The sequence below is a fragment of the Nevskiales bacterium genome (assembly GCA_035574475.1).
In the GTDB taxonomy this organism is placed as follows: domain Bacteria; phylum Pseudomonadota; class Gammaproteobacteria; order Nevskiales; family DATLYR01; genus DATLYR01.
Genome location: DATLYR010000087.1, coordinates 51,180 through 71,343, shown reverse-complemented (window position 1 = coordinate 71,343; position 20,164 = coordinate 51,180). Strand labels below are relative to the sequence as shown.

Below are 20,164 nucleotides of genomic sequence, written 5' to 3'. Positions count from 1 at the left end.
CGGCGTGAAGAAACCCATGCTCGGCCGCTACCAGGTGGAAAAGGAGCTGGGCCGAGGCGCCATGGGCATGGTGTACCTGGGCAAGGATCCCAAGATCGGCCGCACGGTGGCGATCAAGACCATGGCGCTGTCGCAGGAGTTCGAGACCAACGAGGTCGGTGAAGTGAAAACGCGGTTCTTCCGCGAGGCCGAGACCGCCGGCCGGCTGCAGCATCCCAACATCGTGACCATCTTCGACGCCGGCGAGGACCACGACCTGGCCTATATCGCCATGGAGTTCATCAGGGGCCATGATCTGACCCGCTACGTCAAGCTCGAGAGCCTGCTGCCGCCGCGCACGGTCATGCAGCTGATCGCCGATGCAGCCGACGCGCTCGACTATGCGCACGCGCAGGGCGTCGTGCACCGTGACATCAAGCCGGCCAACCTGATGTATCTGCCGGAAGAGCGCAAAGTCAAAGTGACGGACTTCGGCGTGGCACGCCTGACCGATTCCAGCAAGACCAAGACCGGCATGGTCCTGGGCACGCCCTCCTATATGTCGCCCGAGCAGTTGGCCGGCAAGCATGTGGATGGCCGCTCGGACCTGTTTTCGCTGGGCGTGACCCTCTACCAGTTACTGACCGGCAGTTTGCCCTTCACCGGCGATTCCATGGCGACGCTCATGTACCGGATCGCCAACGAAGCACACCTGTCACCGCGCTCGCTCAAGGCCGACCTGCCGGCCTGCGTCGATGCGATCATCGACAGGGTTCTGCAGAAAAACCCTGAACAGCGCTATCAGCGTGGCAGCGAGCTGGCCGCCGACCTGCGCGCCTGCCTGCAGCAGGCGCCCTGAGCCCAGCCATGGCACAGGAACGAAAGCTGACCACGGTGCTGCGCAGCGACAAAGGGCGCGTACGCGAGCTGAACGAAGACGCCGTGGCGGAAGCTCCCGAGCTGGGACTGGTGGTACTGGCCGACGGCATGGGCGGGCACAATGCCGGCGAGGTGGCCAGTGCATTGGCCGTCAATACCATCCTCGATAGCGTTCGCGCGGGCTGGCCATACCGCAGCGAACTGCAGCCAGACGCCATCGGCGGCAGGGAAGGCACGCTGCTTCGGCGCGCGATCGAGGTGGCACATGCCGCCATCCGTGAGATGGCCGACAGCCAGCCGCAGTACGAGGGCATGGGCACCACCGTGGTCACCTGCCTGCTGCACGACGGCCGGATGACCGTCGCGCACGTCGGCGACTCGCGGCTGTACCGTCTGCGCGGTGGCGAGTTAAAGCAGATCACCCGCGACCATTCGCTGGTGGAAGATCTCATCACCAAGGGCTTTTACAGCCGAGAGGAAGCCCGGCAGAACGTGCGACGCAATATCCTGACGCGCGCCCTGGGCAGCGGCGACCGCGTGACCGTGGACCTGTACGAGGAACCCGCCGAGGTCGGCGACGTCTACCTGCTGTGCTCGGATGGCCTCACCGAAATGGTCAACGATGAGCAGATCCGCTTAACTCTGCAGAAATTTTCTGCTAGTTTGGACCAGTCCGCGGACCGGCTGGTGGCGCTGGCGAACGAGCATGGCGGCAAGGACAATGTATCGGTCGCACTGGTGCGCGTAGAACAGCCATTTGTGGGCAAGAGCCTGTATCAAGTCCTCAAGGCATGGGTATAGATGGCTAAGCTGGTCGTCACCGCCCCCGGCGCCGCGCCGCGCGAGGTTCCCCTCGACAAAGAGCGCATTACCATCGGTCGCCGCGACGACAATGACGTCCGGCTCGAGGACGGCGCCACCAGCGGTCATCACGCCACCATCATCACGGTGTTGAACGATTCCTTCCTCCAGGACCTCAACAGCACCAACGGCACCTTCGTCAACGGCAAGCGCATCCAGAAGCATGCGCTGCGTACCGGTGACATCATCACCATCGGTCGTACGCGACTCGAATATCTCGGTGACGATGCGGGCGCGGAAGACGATTTCGAGAAAACCATGGTGCTCAAGCCCGAGGCACTGGCCTCGGCAGGGATCGCCATCCCCAAACTGGCGGAGCCGACGCCGGCCGCCACGGCGGGTACCGGACAGCTCGGCTGCCTGCAGGTGGTCGAGGGCCCGCACAAGGGCAAGGAACTGAAACTGAGCAAGGTGCTGAACACCATCGGCCAGCCCGGCGTACAACTCGCCGCAGTGACACGCCGTGGCGCCGGCTACTTCATCGTCCATGTCGGCGCCGCCGGCCCCGGCGCCAGGCCCGCCAAGGTCAATGGCGAGCCCATCAGCACCCAGGCCCGCCCCTTGCGCGAGAACGACATCGTCGAGCTGCTGGGCGTGAAGATGCGCTTCTACCTGTCCAGTGTCGGCTGACACATACGCCAGGCTGGCACGTCTTCAAACCGCGCCGGGCTGCTCCGGCTCGAAATACTCCACGACCGCCTCCACACATCGCCGGCCGGCATAGTCGTTGATGCCCAGGCGGTAGGCTGCCCTGATGCGCTGGCCGGGCTCTGCACCCGCCACGCTTCCGAAGGCGATTCCCGCTAACGGTGCCCCACCAGCGAGGGGGCGCAGGTGCAGCTTCAGGTGACGCTCACCGACGATGCGGCGCTCCAGCACCTCGAATGCGCCGTCGAACAAGGGTTCGGGGAATCCCTGCCCCCAAGGCCCTGCGCCAAGCAGGGCCTCGGCCAGCGCCAGACTGATCTCGGCCGGCGCGAGCTCACCATCGCTCTCGATCACGCCATCGAGGGCGGATGCGTCCAGCCAGCGGCGCGCTTCCCGATCGAAGGCATGGCGAAACTCGTCGAGCCGCGCGGTTTCCAGGCTCAGGCCTGCTGCCATCGCATGGCCACCGAATTTCGTGATCAGACCCGGATTCCGGGTGGCGATGGCATCCAGCGCATCACGCAGGTGGAAGCCCGCGACCGAACGGCCCGAGCCCTTGAGCAAACCCGGCTCCGCTGGTGCGAAAGCCACCACCGGCCGGTGGTAATGCTCCTTGAGCCGACCCGCGACGGGGCCGGTGACCCCCTGATGCCATTGTGGATCGTAGACGCAGAGCCCGACCGGCAACTCACCCGCATCCAGCTGCCCGGCCAGATCGGCCAGCGCCCCCTCCTGCATCTGCTGCTGCAGCGCCCGCCGCTCGCGATTGAGCTGGTCGAGCCGGCGGGCCTGCTGCAGGGCCCTGTCTTCGTCATCGCTCAGCAGGCACTCGATGCCGATGCCCATGTCGTCCAGCCGGCCGGCAGCGTTCAGCCGCGGGGCCACGGCATAACCCAGATCGCTGCTGGTAGCCAGCGTGACGTCGCGCCCCGCCACGCGCAGCAGGGCCTGGATGCCGGGCCGCGCGCGGCCGGCGCGCAGTCGTCGCAGACCCTGTTCGACCAAGATGCGGTTGTTGTGATCCAGCGATACCACATCCGCCACGGTGCCCAAGGCGACCAGGTCCAGCCAGCCCACGAGCGAGGGACCTTGCCCCTGTCCGTCCGCGCGCAGCCGGGCGCGCAGCGCCGACATCAGGTAGAAGGCCACGCCGACCCCGGCCAGCGCCTTGCTCGGGAAGTCGCAACCCGGCTGATTGGGATTGACGATGGCGTCGGCCTGCGGTAGCACCTTCCCCGGGAGATGGTGATCGGTGATCAGCACCCGCATGCCCGCCGCGCGCGCCGCTGCCACCCCTTCGACGCTGGCAATGCCGTTGTCGACGGTGATCAGAAGGTCCGGCCGGCGCAGGCGTGCCAGGGCGACGATCTCGGGTGTCAGGCCGTAGCCGTAGCGGAAACGGTCCGGCACCAGGTAACTGACCTGCGCCAGTCCGAACTGGCGCAGCAGAGAAACCACCAGCGCGGTGCTGGTAGCGCCGTCGGCATCGTAGTCGCCGATCACGCAGACATGCCACTGGCGCCGCAGCGCCTCGCACAGCAGCTCGACGGCCTGGTCGATACCCTTGAGCGTGTGGAACGGCAGCAGGCGGGACAGGCTGAGGTCGGTATCGGCGGCCGTGCCGATGCCGCGGTTGAGATATACGCGGCGCAGCACCGGATGCAGACCGGCCGGCAGTTCGTCGGCGGCCTGCGGGCTGCGTCGCTGGATACGGCGCCGCATCATGCGCGGCGGGGTCAGCCCTGGATGTGGGAGAGGATCGCCTGGCTGACCGACGGCAGGGTGGCTTCCACCGTCACCATCGGCGTATTGCGCCCCTGGGCGATGGCCACGTCCGGATCCTTGAGGCCGTGTCCGGTCAGGGTGCAGACCACCGTGCTGCCGGCCGGGATCCTGCCTGAGCGGATGTCACGCAGGGCACCGGCCACCGAGGTGGCGGAGGCCGGTTCGCAGAACACGCCTTCGGCGCGCGCCAGCAGCTGCTGGGCATCGAGGATTTCGTCGTCGGTGCACTCCTCGAACCAGCCGTTCGATTCCTTTTGCACGACCCAAGCGCGGTCCCAGCTCTGCGGGTGGCCGATGCGGATCGCAGTGGCGACCGTCTCGGGCTGATCCACCATTTTGCCGCGCAGGAACGGCGCGCTGCCCGAGGCCTGGTAGCCGACCATACGCGGCCGGCCTGCCGTCACCGGCTCATGCCGGCATTTGCAGTGGCCCTCGCAATAGGCGCAGGCCTGGGTCTGGATGCCGGCGTATTCGGAATAACCGATCCAGTGCGCGGTGATGTTGCCGGCATTGCCGACCGGCAGGCAGTGGAAATCGGGCGCACGGCCGAGCGCCTCGACGATCTCGAAGGCCGCGGTCTTCTGGCCCTGCAGCCGGAAGGGGTTGATCGAGTTCACGATCGTGACCGGTGCGCTCTGTGCCACTTCCTTGACCAGCTGCATGCCGGCGTCGAAGTTGCCCTTGATCTGGATCACCACCGCGCCGTGCATCAGCGCCTGGGCCAGTTTGCCCATGGCGATCTTGCCGTCCGGGATCAGGACGAAGGCGGTGATGCCTGCGCGTGCCGCGTAGGCCGCCGCGGCCGCCGAAGTATTGCCGGTGGAGGCGCAGATGATGGCGCGGCTGCCCGCCTCCACCGCCTTGGTCACCGCCAGGGTCATGCCGCGGTCCTTGAACGAGCCGGTGGGGTTGAGGCCCTCGAACTTGACGTAGAGCTGCACGTCCAGGCCCAGCCGGCGCGGGATGTTGCGCAGCGGGATCAGGGGCGTGTCGCCCTCGCCCAGGCTGACGACCGGCGTCTGCGCGGAGACCGGCAGGCGCGCGCGGTAGCGCTCGATGAGGCCGGTATAGTGCTTGGCGTTGCTCACGGGCGGGCCTTCCGTCATTGTTCCAGGTGTTCCACGCGCAGGCGGGTAATGCCGTCGCGCACGCTGTCCAGCGCTTCGAGCGCGCGCTGCGCGTCGAGCATGCATCCCTCGCGCACCGGCCCGGTCAGGATCACCACGTCCACAGCGGTAGCGCCGGCTTTGGGCTCCTGCTGACGTATGGCCTCGATGCTGATGTCGTGCTCGGCCAGTACCTGCGCGATGCGTGCCAGCACGCCGGGCTTGTCCACCACCTGCAGGCACAGGTAGTAGGCGCTGCGGTAGTCTACCGGCGCGAGCACCGGCAGCGGGTTGATGGCGTCCGGCTGGAAGGCCAGGTGCGGCACGCGGTTGTGCGGATCGGTGGTGAGCGTGCGCACCACGTCCACCAGGTCGGCGACCACGGCCGAGGCGGTGGCCTCGGCGCCGGCGCCGGCGCCGTAATAGGCCGTCGGGCCGGCGGCGTCGCCCTTGACCATGACGGCGTTCATGACGCCGTTGACGCCCGCCAGCATCTCGCGCTGGCTGATCAGCGCCGCCTGCACGCGCAGTTCGACGCCCTCGGGCCTGCGCCGCGCGATGCCGAGGTGCTTGATGCGGTAGCCCAGCTCGCGCGCATAAGCGATGTCGCGCGCGCTGACGCCGCGGATACCGTCGACGCTGAGCTTGCCGAAGTCCAGCGGGATGCCGAAGGCGATCGAGGCCAGGATGGTGAGCTTGTGCGCGGCATCGACGCCGTCGATGTCGAAGCCCGGATCGGCCTCGGCATAGCCCAGCGCCTGCGCCTCCTTAAGCACGTCGGCGAAATCGCGCCCGGCCTCCTGCATCTGGCTCAGGATGTAGTTGCAGGTGCCGTTGATGATGCCGGCCAGCCACTCGATGCGATTGCCAGCCAGGCCCTCGCGGATCGCCTTGATGACCGGGATGCCGCCGGCGACCGCGGCCTCGAAGGCGACCACCACGCCCTTCCTCTGCGCAGCCTCGAAAATCTCGGCGCCGTGCAGCGCCAGCAGCGCCTTGTTGGCGGTCACCACGTGTTTCTCGTGGGCGATGGCCTCCAGCACCAGCTCGCGCGCCTTGCCGGTGCCGCCGATCAGTTCCGCCACCACCTTGACCGAGGGCTCGCGCACCACCTCGAACGGATCGGCACACAGGTGGATGCCCTGCAGGTCATGGGCGCGCGGCTTGGCCAGGTCGCGCGCCGAGGCGTGCGTGACGCGGATGCCGCGACCGGCGCGGCGCGCGATCTCGTCGGCATTGCGCGCCAGCACCTTCAGGGTGCCGGTGCCGACGGTGCCCAGGCCCAGCAGGCCGACGTTGACCGGCTTGAGGCTCATGCGCCGGCCACCGCACGCTGCGGCCCCTGTTTGAGCAGGCGCTTGATACCGCGCAGCGCCTGGCGGGTGCGGTGCTCGTTCTCGATCAGGCCAAAGCGCACGTGATCGTCACCGTAGTCGCCGAAGCCGATGCCGGGCGATACCGCAACCTTGGCCTCGGACAGCAGCAGCTTGGAGAACTCCAGCGAACCCAGATGCCGGAACGGCTCGGGCACCGGTGCCCAGACGAACATGGTCGCCTTCGGCTTCTGCAGCGTCCAGCCCATCGCGTTGAGGCCGTCGCACAGCACGTCGCGGCGGTGCCGGTACATCTCGCAGATCTCGGCGACGCAGTCCTGCGGACCCTCGAGCGCGGCGATCGCAGCGACCTGAATCGGCGTGAAGGTGCCGTAGTCGAGATAGGACTTCATGCGCCCGAGCGCGTAGACCAGCTTAGGGTTGCCGACCATGAAACCGACGCGCCAGCCCGGCATGTTGTAGCTCTTGGACAGAGTGAAGAATTCCACCGCGCAGTCCTTGGCACCGGGCACCTGCAGGATCGACGGCGCCTTGTAGCCGTCGAACACCAGGTCGGCGTAAGCCAGGTCGTGGACGACCCACAGCTCGTATTCCCTGGCCAGCGCCACCACGCGCTCGAAGAAATCCAGCTCGACGCACTGGGTGGTGGGATTGGCCGGGAAGCTCAGCAGCAGCATCTTGGGCCGCGGCCAGGTTTCCCGGATCGCGCGCTCGAGCTCCGCGAAGAAATCCACGCCGGGCACCAGCGGCACGTGGCGCACGTCGGCGCCGGCGATCACCACGCTGTAGGGATGGATCGGATAGGCCGGGTTGGGCACCAGCACCACGTCGCCGGGTCCGAGGGTCGCCAGCGCCAGGTGCGCCAGGCCCTCCTTGGAGCCGATGGTGACGATGGCCTCACTGTCCATGTCGAGGTCCACGTCGTAGCGGCGCTTGTACCAGTTGCAGATGGCACGGCGCAGGCGCGGGATGCCCCTGGACACGGAGTAGCGGTGGGTATCGTCGCGCTGCGCCACCTCGACCAGCTTGTCGACGATGTGCTTGGGCGTCGGCTGGTCCGGATTGCCCATGCCGAAGTCGATGATGTCTTCGCCACGGGCGCGAGCTGCGCGCTTGAGGTCCCCGACGATGTTGAAGACGTACGGCGGCAGCCGCTTGATCCGGGGAAAATCTTCCTTCATGGCGAGAACCTCGGGCGTGGCTCCGATCCGGCCCCCTGGCCAGACGCCACGCCCACACGAAGCGCGAGATTCTAAGGGATTTGGCCGGCCATGTCTTTTCCCGGACGGCAGGCAGTCCCGCCGTGCTCACTCCTGCAGGGTTTCGCGCGTGATCCCGGCCTTGATCAGCAGCTGCCGCAGCCGGCGCATGGCCTCGACCTGGATCTGGCGTACGCGCTCGCGGGTCACGCCCAGCTCGGCACCGACCTCCTCCAGTGTGGCGCGCTCGGAACCATCCAGGCCGAAGCGCAGTTCGATGACGCGCCGCTGCTTCTCGCTGAGGGCCTGCAGCCAGCGGTCGAGCACGGCGCGCATGTCCTCCATCTCGATGAGGTCGGCCGGGCCCGGGAGGTTCTCGTCGCTGAGGGAATCCAGCAGCGCCCAGTCTCCGTCCTCGCCCTGGCCCGAATCCACCGAGGCAATCGGCTCGCGCAGGCTGCGCATGCGCTCGACTTCGTCCAGCGAGCGATCGAACAGCGCCGCAATCTCGTCCAGATGCGGCTCACGTTCCAGATCCTGAGCCAGCCGGCGGTTGGCGCGGACATAGGCGTTGATCCGGCGGATGACGTGGATGGGCAGGCGCACGGTGCGGCCCTGGTTGATGATGCCGCGTTCGATGGTCTGTCGGATCCACCAGGTCGCGTAGGTCGAGAAGCGGTAACCGAGCTCCGGGTCGAATTTTTCGACCGCGCGCATCAGTCCGAGATTGCCTTCCTCGATCAGATCGAGCAACGGCAATCCGCGGCCCAGGTAGCGACGCGCGATCTTCACCACCAGCCGCAGATTGCTTTCGATCATGCGCTTGCGCGCCGCAGGATCGCCACGCCGCGCGCGCCGGCCGAGTTCGACCTCTTCCTCTGCGGTCAGCAGCGGCACGAAACCGATTTCGCTCAGATAGAGCTGCGTGGCATCCAGATCGGGCTCATGGCTGCGGACCGGGCTCTCGTCCGCAGACTCTTGATCGATGACGCTCTCGCCGGCGGGTATTTCCTGGCTGGTATCGGCCCCGGCATCAATCTTGCCCGGCTGGCCGCGCCTGCGCCTGACCTGCTTCATATCGCTAAGCTACCGGCAGCGTTGCGACCCGGTCAACGCGCGGGCAGCAGTTGCAACGGATCGAGCGACTGCCCGCCGCGGCGGATCTCGAAATGCAGTACCGGCCTGCGCTGGGGTCCCTCGCCCATCTCGGCGATGGGCTGCCCGGGATGCACCTCGTCGCCCTGCCGTACCAGCAGGCGCCGGTTGTAGCCATAGGCACTGAGGAAATTGTCCTCGTGCTTGACGATCACCAGCTGACCGTAACCCTGCAAACCGCTGCCGCTGTAGACGACGCGGCCGGCGGCGGCGGCACGTACGGGCTGACCGAGGCGGCCGGCAATGGCTATGCCGGGTTTGCCCGTTGAACTTTCCATCGTCAGCAGTTCGCCCTCCGCCGGCCAGCGCCATTTGATTGCACTGGGCGGGGGCGCGGTCGCCACCGTGACCGGCGGCGCCTGTGGCACATCGGCCGGGCGCACCTCGACGTCCTCTTCACTCGGTAGCGGTGTGGTGCTGACGGCTGGCGGTGGCGGCGCCGGCGGCGTATCGGCCGGGGCATACACGAAACCTTCCGGTGGCTCCAACAGCAACACCTGACCTGGGCGTATGGTGTACGGCGGCTTGATGCCGTTCCATGCCGCCAATTCACGGAAATCCAGATCGTTGCGCCAAGCGATGGAGTACAGCGTGTCGCCCTGCTGGACCACGTATTCCTCGGGCTCCGGCGAGATGTCGAACAGCGCGCAGCCGCCCAGGGCGAGCAGCAGTACCAGGCCTGGCAGCAGACGCAGAGGCTTCGGGCGTTTCATCATCGCCCATCCATGATATTCAGGGCAGGCTGCCGCTGACCAGCGGCACGAAGCTGACCGCGTCCAGTGCCGCCGTCTCGTAGCCGGTCTCCGTGCGCACGATCCGCTGCAGCACCTGGCATCCCGGCGGTCCGACCGGAATGATCATGCGCCCACCCGGCTTGAGCTGACGCAGCAGGGCCTCCGGGACGCTGTGCGAAGCTGCCGCCACCAGGATACCGTCATAGGGCGCATGCTCGGGCCAGCCCTTGTAGCCATCGCCGTGCAGCAGCCACACCCGCGTGTAGCCGAGCTCACGCAGCCGCGTGCGCGCCTGCTGGTACAGCGGCTGCAGCCGCTCGATCGAATACACTTGGTCGACCAATTCGGCGAGGATGGCGGTCTGGTAGCCGCAGCCGGTTCCGACTTCCAGCACCGTGCGCACACCCGGCTCGGCCAGCAGCTGCTCGGTCATGCGTGCCACTACGTAGGGCTGCGAGATAGTCTGGCCGAAACCGATCGGCAGCGCGGTGTTGTCGTATGCACGGCTGGCCAGGGCTTCGTCGATGAAACGGTGTCGCGGCACCTTGGCGATGGCGGCCAGAACACGGGCATCGCGGATGCCTTCCTCACGCAACTGCTGGACCAGGCGCTCACGGCTGCGGCTACTGGCCATGCCCAGGCCGCGTGCATGCGGGTGGCGGGTCATGTCAGCGTCCGCAACCACTCCGCGACCTGCGGCACGGCGGCATGGCGGGTCAGATCCACGAGTATGGGCGTGACCGATACGCGGTTGTGGCTGATGGCGTGGAAGTCGGTGCCCGGTCCGGCATCGTGCTCGGCGCCGGCGCTGCCGATCCACCAGATCGGACGCCCGCGCGGATCCTGGCTCTTCTGCACCGGCTCGGAGCGGTGGCGCTGGCCGAGGCGCGTGGCCTCGAACCCGGCCAGCGACTCCCAGGGCAGGTCGGGCACGTTCACGTTCAGGATTGTGTCGCGCGGCAGCGGCTGCTTGCGCAGGTGATCGATCAGATTCAGCGCCACGCGCGCCGCCGTCTCGTAATGCTGCGGTCGGTAGGACACGCAGGAAATGGCGATCGCCGGGAAACCCAGGAAGCGCCCTTCCATCGCCGCCGCGACCGTGCCGGAGTAGATCACGTCGTCGCCCAGATTGGCGCCGGCGTTGATGCCGGAGACCACCATGTCCGGCGGCCGTTCCAGCAGACCGGTGATGGCGATATGCACGCAGTCGGTCGGTGTGCCATCCACGCACATCACACCGTCCGCCTCCTGGCGCACGCGCAGCGGGCGTTCCAGCGTCAACGAGTTGCTGGCGCCGCTGCGGTTGCGGTCCGGCGCCACTACCGTGACCTCGGCACGCGCCGATAGCGCCGCCATCAGCGCGCGCAGGCCAGGGGCCTGGCAGCCATCGTCATTGCTCAGCAGGATGCGCATGAAGTCCCTGAAGACACGCGGCCGGCCGGCGGGACGCCGGCCGGTCGTAGTGCAATCTTATCCTATACTGGCGGTCACTGGCCCGAGCGCAGCGGCAAGCATGAACCGCAAGCCCGACATCAGCCCGGAAGACGCCGCGTTGTTCCGTACCGCGGTCGGCGCCATTGCGCCGCTGCCGTGCGACGGTCGCGTGACGTCCCGCCGGTCGCCGCCCTCGACGCGTCCGCGGCAGAGCGAGGCGGACGAGCGCGCCGTGATGGACAGCCTGCTGGATCATGCGCCCGACCCTGCCACGCAGGAAACCGGCGAGGAAATTGAGTTTCGCCAGAACGGCGTGCAACTGTCGGTGATGCGCAAGCTGCGGCGCGGACAGTATGCGCGCCAGGCCGAGCTCGACCTGCACGGACTCAACCTGGACCAGGCGCGCGCGCGGCTGGCCGGATTCCTGCAGCAGGCACATGCGCGCAGCCTGCGCTGCGTGCGGATCGTCCACGGCAAGGGCCTGCGTTCACGTTCCGGTATGCCGGTGCTCAAACCACAGGTGGCAAGCTGGCTGCGGCGACGCAAGGACGTGCTGGCCTTTTGTTCGGCCGTCCCGGCCGAGGGTGGCAGCGGTGCGCTGTACGTGCTGCTGCGACGCTGAGTCTGGCGGCGGCCCTCAGGCGGGCTTGAGCTCGGCCTCGATCTGCTGCAGCACGAGGTGGAAGCGTTCCTTGTCGGTGCAGCGCGCGATCTGCAGCGCGCCCTGCAGCGCGCAGCCGATCTCCAGTGCCTTGCCTTCCGGCGTGCCGCCGAAGCGCAGCTGCCCGGACTCGCGGCCGCGCGCCAGCACCGAGATCAGCCACTCGTAGATCTCGCGCAGCATCAGCCGCGTTTCTTCCTGCATCGAGGCGGGGATCGAGGAAAATTCAGCGCCGAGCACGCCGCTCGGGCAGACCATGTCGCCCGCCTCCAGGTACTGCAGGTAGATGCGGAAGAAACCCTGCAGCAGCGTCCAGGGGTCGGTGGTCGAGCCTTCGATGTCGTCGAGATATGCCCGGTAACGCTCGCGATAGCGACGGATCAGCGCGGTGCCCAGATCGGCCTTCGACGGGAAATGATAGTGGATGGCGGCGTTGCGGATGCCCAGCTGCACCGCGATGTGCTGGTAGCTGAAGGCGTTGTAGCTGCGGCGTTGCAGCAGCTCCTCGGCCGTGTCGAGAATCAGGTCGCGCGTGCTGGGTTCTTTCGTGCCCGCGGCCGGCGTGCGTGCGCGCAGGCCCTGTTCCGGATTCAGCGTTTTGCCCAACATCTTTGCGAGTCTAGTGACTTATCAATCAGTAGGTCAAGCCGCTGACGGCTTGCGGATGAGAACCACGGCGTGCGCCGCCAACCCTTCCCCACGCCCGATCCAACCCATCTGTTCGGTGGTCGTGGCCTTGATGTTTACCGCGTCCTCACCCACTTGCAGGTCACCGGAAAGCACTTTGCGCATCGCGCCAATGTGTGCCGCCACGCGCGGCGCCTGCGCGACCAGGGTGAGGTCGGCATTGACCACGGCATAGCCGCGCTCATGCAGCATTCCGATGACCTGGCGCAGCAAGTCCCGGCTGTCGGCACCGCGGTAGCGCGGGTCGCTGTCCGGGAAATGCCGGCCGATGTCGCCGAGCGCGGCGGCGCCGAGCAGCGCGTCGCACAGCGCGTGGATCAGCACGTCACCGTCCGAGTGCGCCACCACGCCGCGCGCGTGCGCGATGCGCACGCCGCCCAGCGTGACGTGATCGCCTGGCCCGAAGCGGTGCGCGTCGAAACCATGCCCGATCCGGACCGTCATTGCACGCCCTCCGCACGCCGCCGCAGGATGAATTCGGCCAGCCCCAGGTCCTCGCGCCGCGTGATCTTGAGGTTGTCGGCACTGCCCTCGACCAGGCGCGGTGCATGGCCGGCCAGTTCCATGGCCATGGACTCGTCGGTCACGGCGCGGCCGGCCGCGATGGCACCGGTCAGGGCCGCGTGCAGCGCACCGAGGCGGAACATCTGCGGCGTCTGTGCATGCCAGAGCTGGCGCCGGTCGAGCGTTGCCGCGACGCGACCCTCCTGCGCCTGCTTGATGGTATCCCGCGCCGGCAGGGCCAGCAGGCCGCCGACCGGGTCCTGCTCCAGCTCGGCCATCAAGCGATCGATCATGCCCCGGTCCAGGCAGGGTCGCGCCGCGTCATGCACCAGCACCCAGTCCTCCTGTCCCGCCATCTCGCCCAGCCGCCGCAGGCCGGCCAGCACCGACTGCGCGCGCTCATCGCCCCCGGTCACCGCATGCACGCGCGGCGTGTGTGCGATCTTCAGCTGCGGCCAATACGGGTCCTGTGGCGCCAGCGCGACCACCACACCGGCGATGCGTGCATGGTCGAGGAACAGACCCAGTGAGTGCTCCAGCATGGTCTTGCCGCCGAGCGTGAGGTACTGCTTGGGTCGCTCCAGGCCCATCCGCGCGCCGCGCCCGGCCGCCGGAATCAGGGCCCAGAATCGGAGCGGTGGTGCCATCGGGACAGCCGCAGGACCGGGCCTGCGTCAGGGCTCGACGATCAGGTAGAAATGCTCGCCTTCCTTGACCATGCCGAGGTCGGCGCGCGCCCGTTCCTCGGTGGCGGCATCGCCTTCCTTCAGGCTGTTGATCTCGGCCTCGAGCTGGCGGTTACGCGTACCCAGGGCCTGGTTGGTGTGCGCCTGCGCTTCGATCTCGCGGCTCAGGCGGTACACGCTGGCATAGCCGCCCTCGCCCAGCCACAGCCGGTACTGCAGCAGGAGCAGCAGCAGGATGAGGACGCCCAGCACGGCACGGTACATGCCCCGATCTTACTTCGACTTGAACAGGAACGCCTTCATGCCGGGATAGCGCGCGCGCCGGCCCAGCTCGGCCTCGATGCGCAGCAGGCGGTTGTACTTGGCGATGCGGTCGGAGCGTGACAGCGAGCCGGTCTTGATCTGGGTGGCGCTGGTCGCCACCGCGATATCGGCGATGGTCGAATCCTCGGTCTCGCCGGAGCGGTGCGACACCACCGCCGCGTAGCCGGCCTTGGTCGCCATGCGGATGGCCGCCAGCGTTTCGGTCAGCGTGCCGATCTGATTGGGCTTGATCAGGATGGCGTTGGCGATGCCTTTCTGGATGCCTTCCTTGAGGATTTTGGTATTGGTGACGAACAGGTCGTCGCCCACCAGCTGGACCTTGTGGCCCAGGCGGCGGGTCAGTTCGGACCAGCCATCCCAGTCCCCCTCCGCCATCCCGTCCTCGATGGTGATGACCGGATACTTGGCCACCAGCTCCTCCAGGTAGCCGGCGAACTCGCGCGGGCTGTAGCGTTTGTTCTCGGACTCGAGGTGGTAATAGCCGTCCTTGTAGAACTCGGTCGAGGCCACGTCCAGGCCCAGGTAGATGTCCTTGCCCAGCGCGTAGCCGGCGCGCTCGACCGCCTCGGCCAGGGTCTCCAGCGCGGCGGCGTTGGACGGCAGGTCCGGCGCAAAGCCGCCTTCGTCGCCCACTGCGGTGTTGAGGCCGCGCTGGTTGAGCACCTTCTTGAGCGTGTGGAACACCTCGGCCCCCATGCGGATGGCCTCGGCGAAGCTCTTCGCTGAGACCGGCAGGATCATGAATTCCTGCAAGTCCACGTTGTTGTCGGCATGCGCGCCGCCGTTGATCACGTTCATCATCGGCACCGGCAGTTCGGCGGCCCGCGGCCCGCCCAGGTAGCGGTACAGCGGCTGGCCGGCATGCGCGGCGGCGGCATGCGCATTGGCCAGGGACACGGCCAGAATGGCGTTGGCGCCGAGCTTCGATTTGTATTCCGTTCCGTCCAGCTCGAGCATGCGCATGTCGATGGCTTTCTGGTCCGCGGCCTTCAGGCCCTTGAGGGCCCGCGCCAGCGTGCCGTTGACGTTGGCCACCGCCTTGAGCACGCCCTTGCCCAGGTAGCGCTTCGGGTCGCCATCGCGCAGTTCCACCGCCTCGCGGCTGCCGGTCGAGGCGCCGGAGGGCACCATGGCGCGCCCCACGGCACCGGAGGTCAGGGTCACCTCGGCCATGACCGTGGGATTGCCGCGCGAGTCGATCACTTCGAAACCGCAAATGGACTTGATCTTCGACATGCGATCGATGCTCCAGCTATTTGAATTTCAGAGGATATTTTCGGCGTAAGGGCGCGCTTTGACGGCTGCGTCCAGGGTCTTCAGCATCTCCAGCAGGGCGCGCGCGTACTTGAGGGGCCAGGAGTTTGGGCCGTCGCACAGGGCCTGGTCCGGGTCAGGGTGGGTTTCCATGAACAGGCCCGCTACCCCCGCGGCAATGGCGGCGCGCGCCAGCACCGGGATGAACTCGCGCTGGCCGCCCGAGCGCGCGCCCTGCCCGCCCGGCAGCTGTACCGAATGCGTGGCATCGAACACTACCGGCGCATAGCCGCGCATGGCGGCCAGGCCCCGCATGTCCACCACCAGGTTGTTGTAGCCGAAGGAAAAGCCGCGCTCGCACAGCAGGATCTGCGTGTTGCCGGTGGCGCGCGCCTTGTCCACCACGTTGCCCATCTCCCAGGGCGACATGAACTGCCCCTTCTTGATGTTGACCGGCTTGCCGGCGCGGGCAACGTTCTGGATGAAATCGGTCTGGCGGCACAGGAAGGCCGGTGTCTGCAGCACATCCACCACTGCCGCGACCTCGGCGATCGGCGTGTACTCGTGCACATCGGTCAGCACCGGCACGCCAACCTGGCGCTGCACCTCGCTGAGGATGCGCAGCCCTTCCTCGATGCCGGGGCCGCGGTAGGACTTGCCGGAGGAACGGTTGGCCTTGTCGAAAGAGCCCTTGAAGATGTAGGGGATGCCCAGCGCGGCGGTGACTTCCTTCAGGTGCCCGGCAACCTCGAGGCACAGGGCCTCACTCTCCAGCGTGTCCGGCCCGGCAATCAGAAAGAACGGCCGCTCCGCACCGACGTCGAATCCGCACAGCTTCACGGGCACTCCTAGGCCGCCACGCGGCGACGCTCGGCGTATTCGCGCGCCGCGCGGATGAAGCCGCTGAACAGCGGATGACCGTCGCGCGGCGTCGAGGTGAACTCGGGATGGAACTGCACACCGATGAACCAGGGATGGTCCGGGATTTCGATGATCTCGACTAACTGGTCCCGGGCGGCGATGCCGGAGAAGCGCAGGCCCTTTTGCTCGAGCAGAGGCCGGTAGCGGTCATTGAACTCGTAACGGTGCCGGTGACGCTCGGCGATCTCGTTACTGCCATAGATGCGCTGGGCCAGGCTGCCCGGCGCCAGGGTCGCCGGCTGCGCACCGAGCCGCATGCTGCCGCCCTTGTCGGCGTTTTCGTCGCGCTTTTCGACCCGGCCGTCGCCGGTATGCCACTCGGTGACCAGCGCGATGACGGGATGCGGGCTGTGCCTGTCGAACTCGGTGCTGTGCGCACCCGTGAGTCCGGCGACGTTGCGCGCGTACTCGATCGCCGCCACCTGCATGCCGAGGCAGATGCCGAGATATGGGATCCGGTTCTCGCGCGCGTAGCGCACGGCCGCGATCTTGCCCTCGATGCCGCGCACGCCGAAGCCGCCCGGCACCAGTATGGCGTCCATCCCGGCCAGCTCGGATACGCCCTCTTTCTCGATCTTCTCCGAATCCAAGTAACGGATCTTCACGCGCGTATGGGTATGGATGCCGGCGTGGTACAGCGCCTCGTTCAGCGACTTGTAGGCATCGGTCAGGTCCACGTATTTGCCCACCATCGCGACCTGCACCTCGCGGTCCTGCAGTGCGCGCGCGCCAGTCACCCGGCGCCATTCGGCCAGATCCGCCGGCGGCAGGTCTAGACCGAAGTGCTGCACCACCAGCTCGTCCAGGTTCTGGTCGTGGAATACCTGCGGAATCTTGTAGATGTCATCCACGTCCATGGCCGAGATCACGGCGTTGATCGGCACGTTGGTGAACAGCGCGATCTTGCGCCGCTCGCTCTCCGGCAGCGGCCGGTCGGTACGGCACAGCAGGACATCAGGCTGGATACCGATCGACAGCAGCTCCTTGACCGAATGCTGCGTCGGCTTGGTTTTCATCTCCCCCGAGGAGCCGATGTAGGGCACCAGCGTCAGGTGCAGGTACAGGGTACGCTGGCGCCCGAGCTGGATGCCGAGCTGGCGGATGGCCTCCAGGAAGGGCATGGCTTCGATGTCGCCGACCGTGCCGCCGATCTCCACCAGGCAGACCTCGGCGCCCTCGGAACCCTTGCGCACGCACTCGATGATCTCGTCGGTGATGTGCGGGATCACCTGCACGGTGCGGCCGAGGTAGTCGCCCCGGCGTTCCTTGCTGATGACGTTGTTGTAGATCTGGCCGGTGGTGAAATTGCTGTGCCGGCTGGTGCGGGTACGGGTAAAGCGCTCGTAATGGCCGAGGTCGAGGTCGGTCTCAGCCCCATCGGTGGTGACATAGACCTCGCCATGCTGGAACGGGCTCATGGTCCCCGCATCGACGTTGATGTAAGGGTCGAGTTTGATCAACTTGAGCTTGAGGCCGCGGGCTTCGAGGATCGCCGCCAGCGAGGCGGAGGCGATGCCCTTGCCGAGGGAGGAGACCACGCCGCCAGTGACGAAAACGTAGCGGGTGTTCGTATGCTGCGACATAAGATCCCTGGCGGCTGGCGAGGCGGTCGGGTGCTTCAGGTCGCGCGCCACTTTAACAGAAACGACAGCGCCGAACCATGCAGAGGCGCCGCGCGGCCGCGTCAGCTCGCCGGATAACCGGGCGGCGGATTGCGCCAGTGCAGACGCCAGCCGCGTTCGCCCGGCGCGGCCGCAAACTCGGCCGCGATCCAGCGGTCCGCGATGGCGGCGATACGGCCGTCGTACAGCAGCACCGGCAGCCGCGGGCGCAGCCAGGGCGGGATGCCGGCTGCCTGGCATAGCGTCTTGAGCGCGCTGTGGCCGGCGCGGCCCGGTAACCGCAGCCGCTCGCCTGCGTGCGCCAGCCGCAGGCTGACGGTTTCGCCGCGACGTGGCGGGCGCAAGGCGCCCGGCGCCCGCGACGCCCGGGCTACGAGCCGGCTGCCATCCGGAAGCGCCACCGCACTGTCGCCGGGGCGCCAGCGAACCTGCCAGCCGGCAGGGGGCTCCGCCAGTGGCCGCATCGCGAACAGGCGCTCGCGGTAACGGCGCAGCTCCGCCCCGGGCCAGGCGAGGCGCGGGCTCGCGCAGGCGGGGGCCTGTAGAACCTCACGGTCCAGTCTTTGCAGGTGCCGGGCCTCGGGCAAGGGCAGCTCCAGCCAGCCCAGCCAGGCACGCAACAGATTGCGCCGCCTTGCCGGTGTCAGCCGCAGGAGTGCCGGAATCGAGAGGCTGCCGGCCTGCTCGCCGGCGCACCACTCGAGATCGTCCTCGGCCTGGGCGTCGAGCAGCTCGGCAGCCTCGGCGCACAACGCCGCCGAGCGGCTCAATAGCCGGTCGGCCTGCGGCCAGCGTGTCCGCAGGCGCGGCAGGATGTCGTGCCGTAGAAAGTTGCGGGCATGCGCGCGGTCCTGGTTACTGGGATCTTCGACCCAGTGCAGCCGATGCGTACGGGCGTAGGCCTCCAGCTCGGCGCGTCCGTAGGTCAGGAGCGGACGGACGTGCAGGCCCGGGGGGAACTCGCTCACGGCCGGCATGGCCGCGAGTCCACGTGGGCCTGCCCCCCGCAGCAGCTGCAGCAGCAGGGTCTCGGCCTGGTCCTCGATCTGGTGCGCGGTCAGCAGCACGTCGCCCGGACGCATCAGGCCGCGCAATGCGGCATAACGCAGCGCGCGTGCCTCGGCCTCCAGGCTGCGGCGCGGGCCGCGCCGTGGCGCCACTCGCCGCACGATCAGCGGTACCGCCCACTCGCGGCAGATCTGCCGACAATGACGCACCCAGTCGTCGGCAGACACCTGCAGGCCATGGTGCACATGCACCGCCGCGAGCGGCGCGCGCAGCCGCGTGCGCATCAGCAGATGCAACAGGACGGTGGAGTCGAGGCCGCCGCTGAAGGCGAGAAGGTAGCGCCCCCCGCTGCCCGGCCTTGGCAGCCGGCCAAGGAGTTCTCGGCGGTCGAGTTCGGCCAACCTATTCCTTGACGCGCGCGTAGCGCATCAGCCGCTCGTAGCGGCGGTTGACCAGTTCCGTGGCGGGCACCTGCTGCAGGCGCTCGAGATTGGCCAGCAGACGGGACTTGAGTTCCGCAGCCATGCGCGCCGGATCACGGTGCGCACCGCCCAGCGGTTCGGGAATGATCTCGTCGATCAGGCCCAGCTCGTAGATGCGCTGCGAGGTCATGCCCATGACCTCGGCCGCCTCCGGCGCCTTGTCGGCGCTGCGCCACAGGATCGAGGCGCAGCCCTCCGGCGAGATCACCGAGTAGACGCTGTACTGCAGCATGGCGATGTGATCGCCGACACCCACCGCCAGCGCGCCGCCGGAGCCGCCCTCGCCCGTCACCACGCACAGGATCGGCGTCTTCAGCTGGGACATCACGAAGAGATTGCGGGCGATGGCCTCGCTCTGGTTACGCTCTTCGGCATCGATCCCCGGGTAGGCGCCGGGGGTGTCGATCAGGGTGATGATCGGCAGCCGGAAGCGCTCGGCCATCTGCATCAGTCGCAGCGCCTTGCGGTAGCCCTCCGGCTTGGACATGCCGAAGTTGCGCGCCAGTTTTTCCTTGGTGTCGCGGCCCTTCTGGTGGCCGATGACCATCACCGGGCGCCCTTCCAGCCGCGCCAGACCGCCGACGATGGACGGATCGTCACGAAAGCCGCGGTCGCCATGCAGCTCGTTGAAGTCGGTGAAAATGCCCTGCACGTAATCGAGCGTGTACGGCCGCTGCGGGTGGCGTGCCAGCTGGGTCACCTGCCAGGCCGACAGCCCGCTGAAGATCTGCTCGGTGAGCACCTTGATCTTACCTTCCAGGCGCGCGATCTCCTCGCTCAGGTTGACCACGCTGCCGTCGGCCACCAGTCGCAGCTCTTCGATCTTCTGCTGCAGTTCGGCGATGGGCTGTTCGAAATCCAGATAATCGAGATTCATGCGTTCCCTGACATCGGCAAGACC

General features: G+C 67.6%; 21 protein-coding genes. 4 read left to right on the top strand and 17 right to left on the bottom strand.

Going from position 1 to position 20,164, the window contains the following annotated elements; translation table 11 throughout:
• The 3 genes from VNJ47_05075 to VNJ47_05065 form a co-directional block, all read left to right on the top strand.
• Window positions 1-838: serine/threonine-protein kinase (locus VNJ47_05075; GenBank protein ID HXG28204.1), on the top strand; the 838-nt coding region annotated here is incomplete at its 5' end.
• Window positions 839-846: 8 nt separating this feature from the next.
• Window positions 847-1,659: a Stp1/IreP family PP2C-type Ser/Thr phosphatase gene (locus tag VNJ47_05070; protein ID HXG28203.1), complete on the top strand. Its 813-nt coding sequence runs from the start codon at window positions 847-849 to the stop codon at window positions 1,657-1,659.
• Window positions 1,660-2,349: an FHA domain-containing protein gene (locus tag VNJ47_05065; protein ID HXG28202.1), complete on the top strand. Its 690-nt coding sequence runs from the start codon at window positions 1,660-1,662 to the stop codon at window positions 2,347-2,349. It abuts the gene before it with no gap.
• Between the two features lie 24 nt (window positions 2,350-2,373).
• On the opposite strand, the gene recJ is transcribed toward VNJ47_05065, so the two are convergent.
• The 8 genes from recJ to surE all read right to left on the bottom strand — a co-directional run bounded on the left by recJ (window position 2,374) and on the right by surE (window position 11,093).
• Complete coding sequence (gene recJ / locus VNJ47_05060; GenBank protein ID HXG28201.1) at window positions 2,374-4,092, bottom strand: single-stranded-DNA-specific exonuclease RecJ; 1,719 nt, start codon at window positions 4,090-4,092, stop codon at window positions 2,374-2,376.
• Between the two features lie 11 nt (window positions 4,093-4,103).
• Window positions 4,104-5,240, bottom strand: a complete 1,137-nt coding sequence (gene thrC / locus VNJ47_05055) for a threonine synthase (protein HXG28200.1) — start codon at window positions 5,238-5,240, stop codon at window positions 4,104-4,106.
• 14 nt (window positions 5,241-5,254) lie between these two features.
• Window positions 5,255-6,574: a homoserine dehydrogenase gene (locus tag VNJ47_05050; GenBank protein ID HXG28199.1), complete on the bottom strand. Its 1,320-nt coding sequence runs from the start codon at window positions 6,572-6,574 to the stop codon at window positions 5,255-5,257.
• Window positions 6,571-7,773, bottom strand: coding sequence for an alanine transaminase (gene alaC, locus VNJ47_05045; GenBank protein HXG28198.1), 1,203 nt, complete (start codon window positions 7,771-7,773; stop codon window positions 6,571-6,573). Before alaC ends, VNJ47_05050 begins: the two co-directional genes overlap by 4 nt.
• Window positions 7,774-7,899: 126 nt before the next feature.
• A complete protein-coding gene (gene rpoS, locus VNJ47_05040) occupies window positions 7,900-8,868 on the bottom strand; it encodes an RNA polymerase sigma factor RpoS (protein ID HXG28197.1) in 969 nt (322 codons plus the stop codon).
• Between the two features lie 32 nt (window positions 8,869-8,900).
• Window positions 8,901-9,659 (bottom strand): peptidoglycan DD-metalloendopeptidase family protein, encoded by a 759-nt coding sequence (locus VNJ47_05035; protein ID HXG28196.1) that lies wholly within the window; start codon window positions 9,657-9,659, stop codon window positions 8,901-8,903.
• A 19-nt stretch (window positions 9,660-9,678) separates the two neighbouring features.
• Entirely contained in the window at window positions 9,679-10,347 is a 669-nt protein-coding gene (locus VNJ47_05030; GenBank protein HXG28195.1) for a protein-L-isoaspartate(D-aspartate) O-methyltransferase, read from the bottom strand.
• Complete coding sequence (surE, locus tag VNJ47_05025) at window positions 10,344-11,093, bottom strand: 5'/3'-nucleotidase SurE (protein HXG28194.1); 750 nt, start codon at window positions 11,091-11,093, stop codon at window positions 10,344-10,346. The genes VNJ47_05030 and surE overlap by 4 nt, the downstream gene beginning before the upstream one ends.
• Window positions 11,094-11,193: 100 nt before the next feature.
• On the opposite strand from surE, the gene VNJ47_05020 reads away from it, so the two are divergent.
• Window positions 11,194-11,736, top strand: a complete 543-nt coding sequence (locus tag VNJ47_05020) for a Smr/MutS family protein (protein HXG28193.1) — start codon at window positions 11,194-11,196, stop codon at window positions 11,734-11,736.
• Between the two features lie 15 nt (window positions 11,737-11,751).
• Here VNJ47_05020 and VNJ47_05015 read toward each other — a convergent pair whose 3' ends face one another.
• The 9 genes from VNJ47_05015 to VNJ47_04975 form a co-directional block, all read right to left on the bottom strand.
• Window positions 11,752-12,384, bottom strand: coding sequence for a TetR/AcrR family transcriptional regulator (locus VNJ47_05015; protein ID HXG28192.1), 633 nt, complete (start codon window positions 12,382-12,384; stop codon window positions 11,752-11,754).
• Window positions 12,385-12,417: 33 nt separating this feature from the next.
• Entirely contained in the window at window positions 12,418-12,906 is a 489-nt protein-coding gene (gene ispF / locus VNJ47_05010) for a 2-C-methyl-D-erythritol 2,4-cyclodiphosphate synthase (GenBank protein HXG28191.1), read from the bottom strand.
• Window positions 12,903-13,613 (bottom strand): 2-C-methyl-D-erythritol 4-phosphate cytidylyltransferase, encoded by a 711-nt coding sequence (ispD, locus tag VNJ47_05005; GenBank protein ID HXG28190.1) that lies wholly within the window; start codon window positions 13,611-13,613, stop codon window positions 12,903-12,905. Before ispD ends, ispF begins: the two co-directional genes overlap by 4 nt.
• A 27-nt stretch (window positions 13,614-13,640) precedes the next feature.
• Window positions 13,641-13,916: a cell division protein FtsB gene (gene ftsB / locus VNJ47_05000; protein HXG28189.1), complete on the bottom strand. Its 276-nt coding sequence runs from the start codon at window positions 13,914-13,916 to the stop codon at window positions 13,641-13,643.
• A 9-nt stretch (window positions 13,917-13,925) separates the two neighbouring features.
• Window positions 13,926-15,212, bottom strand: a complete 1,287-nt coding sequence (gene eno / locus VNJ47_04995) for a phosphopyruvate hydratase (protein ID HXG28188.1) — start codon at window positions 15,210-15,212, stop codon at window positions 13,926-13,928.
• A 27-nt stretch (window positions 15,213-15,239) separates the two neighbouring features.
• Window positions 15,240-16,070: a 3-deoxy-8-phosphooctulonate synthase gene (kdsA, locus tag VNJ47_04990; GenBank protein ID HXG28187.1), complete on the bottom strand. Its 831-nt coding sequence runs from the start codon at window positions 16,068-16,070 to the stop codon at window positions 15,240-15,242.
• Window positions 16,071-16,078: 8 nt separating this feature from the next.
• Window positions 16,079-17,734: a CTP synthase gene (locus tag VNJ47_04985; protein HXG28186.1), complete on the bottom strand. Its 1,656-nt coding sequence runs from the start codon at window positions 17,732-17,734 to the stop codon at window positions 16,079-16,081.
• A gap of 101 nt (window positions 17,735-17,835) precedes the next feature.
• The gene (gene tilS / locus VNJ47_04980; protein ID HXG28185.1) at window positions 17,836-19,182 is read right to left on the bottom strand and encodes a tRNA lysidine(34) synthetase TilS; all 1,347 of its coding nucleotides are present in this window, start codon (window positions 19,180-19,182) and stop codon (window positions 17,836-17,838) included.
• A 1-nt stretch (window position 19,183) separates the two neighbouring features.
• Complete coding sequence (locus VNJ47_04975; protein ID HXG28184.1) at window positions 19,184-20,140, bottom strand: acetyl-CoA carboxylase carboxyltransferase subunit alpha; 957 nt, start codon at window positions 20,138-20,140, stop codon at window positions 19,184-19,186.
• Window positions 20,141-20,164: the final 24 nt, after the last annotated feature.

Excerpts from the sequence above, each read along its gene's own strand:
- rpoS (HXG28197.1), bottom strand. The coding sequence starts at position 8,868 with ATGAAGCAGGTCAGGCGCAGGCGCGGCCAGCCGGGCAAGATTGATGCC.
- ispF (HXG28191.1), bottom strand. The coding sequence starts at position 12,906 with ATGACGGTCCGGATCGGGCATGGTTTCGACGCGCACCGCTTCGGGCCA.
- ispD (HXG28190.1), bottom strand. The coding sequence starts at position 13,613 with ATGGCACCACCGCTCCGATTCTGGGCCCTGATTCCGGCGGCCGGGCGC.
- recJ (HXG28201.1), bottom strand. The coding sequence starts at position 4,092 with ATGATGCGGCGCCGTATCCAGCGACGCAGCCCGCAGGCCGCCGACGAA.
- VNJ47_05050 (HXG28199.1), bottom strand. The coding sequence starts at position 6,574 with ATGAGCCTCAAGCCGGTCAACGTCGGCCTGCTGGGCCTGGGCACCGTC.
- surE (HXG28194.1), bottom strand. The coding sequence starts at position 11,093 with ATGCGCATCCTGCTGAGCAATGACGATGGCTGCCAGGCCCCTGGCCTG.
- VNJ47_04975 (HXG28184.1), bottom strand. The coding sequence starts at position 20,140 with ATGAATCTCGATTATCTGGATTTCGAACAGCCCATCGCCGAACTGCAG.
- eno (HXG28188.1), bottom strand. The coding sequence starts at position 15,212 with ATGTCGAAGATCAAGTCCATTTGCGGTTTCGAAGTGATCGACTCGCGC.
- alaC (HXG28198.1), bottom strand. The coding sequence starts at position 7,773 with ATGAAGGAAGATTTTCCCCGGATCAAGCGGCTGCCGCCGTACGTCTTC.
- VNJ47_05035 (HXG28196.1), bottom strand. The coding sequence starts at position 9,659 with ATGAAACGCCCGAAGCCTCTGCGTCTGCTGCCAGGCCTGGTACTGCTG.
- VNJ47_04985 (HXG28186.1), bottom strand. The coding sequence starts at position 17,734 with ATGTCGCAGCATACGAACACCCGCTACGTTTTCGTCACTGGCGGCGTG.
- VNJ47_05070 (HXG28203.1), top strand. The coding sequence starts at position 847 with ATGGCACAGGAACGAAAGCTGACCACGGTGCTGCGCAGCGACAAAGGG.
- VNJ47_05015 (HXG28192.1), bottom strand. The coding sequence starts at position 12,384 with ATGTTGGGCAAAACGCTGAATCCGGAACAGGGCCTGCGCGCACGCACG.
- VNJ47_05030 (HXG28195.1), bottom strand. The coding sequence starts at position 10,347 with ATGACCCGCCACCCGCATGCACGCGGCCTGGGCATGGCCAGTAGCCGC.
- VNJ47_05065 (HXG28202.1), top strand. The coding sequence starts at position 1,660 with ATGGCTAAGCTGGTCGTCACCGCCCCCGGCGCCGCGCCGCGCGAGGTT.
- VNJ47_05020 (HXG28193.1), top strand. The coding sequence starts at position 11,194 with ATGAACCGCAAGCCCGACATCAGCCCGGAAGACGCCGCGTTGTTCCGT.
- ftsB (HXG28189.1), bottom strand. The coding sequence starts at position 13,916 with ATGTACCGTGCCGTGCTGGGCGTCCTCATCCTGCTGCTGCTCCTGCTG.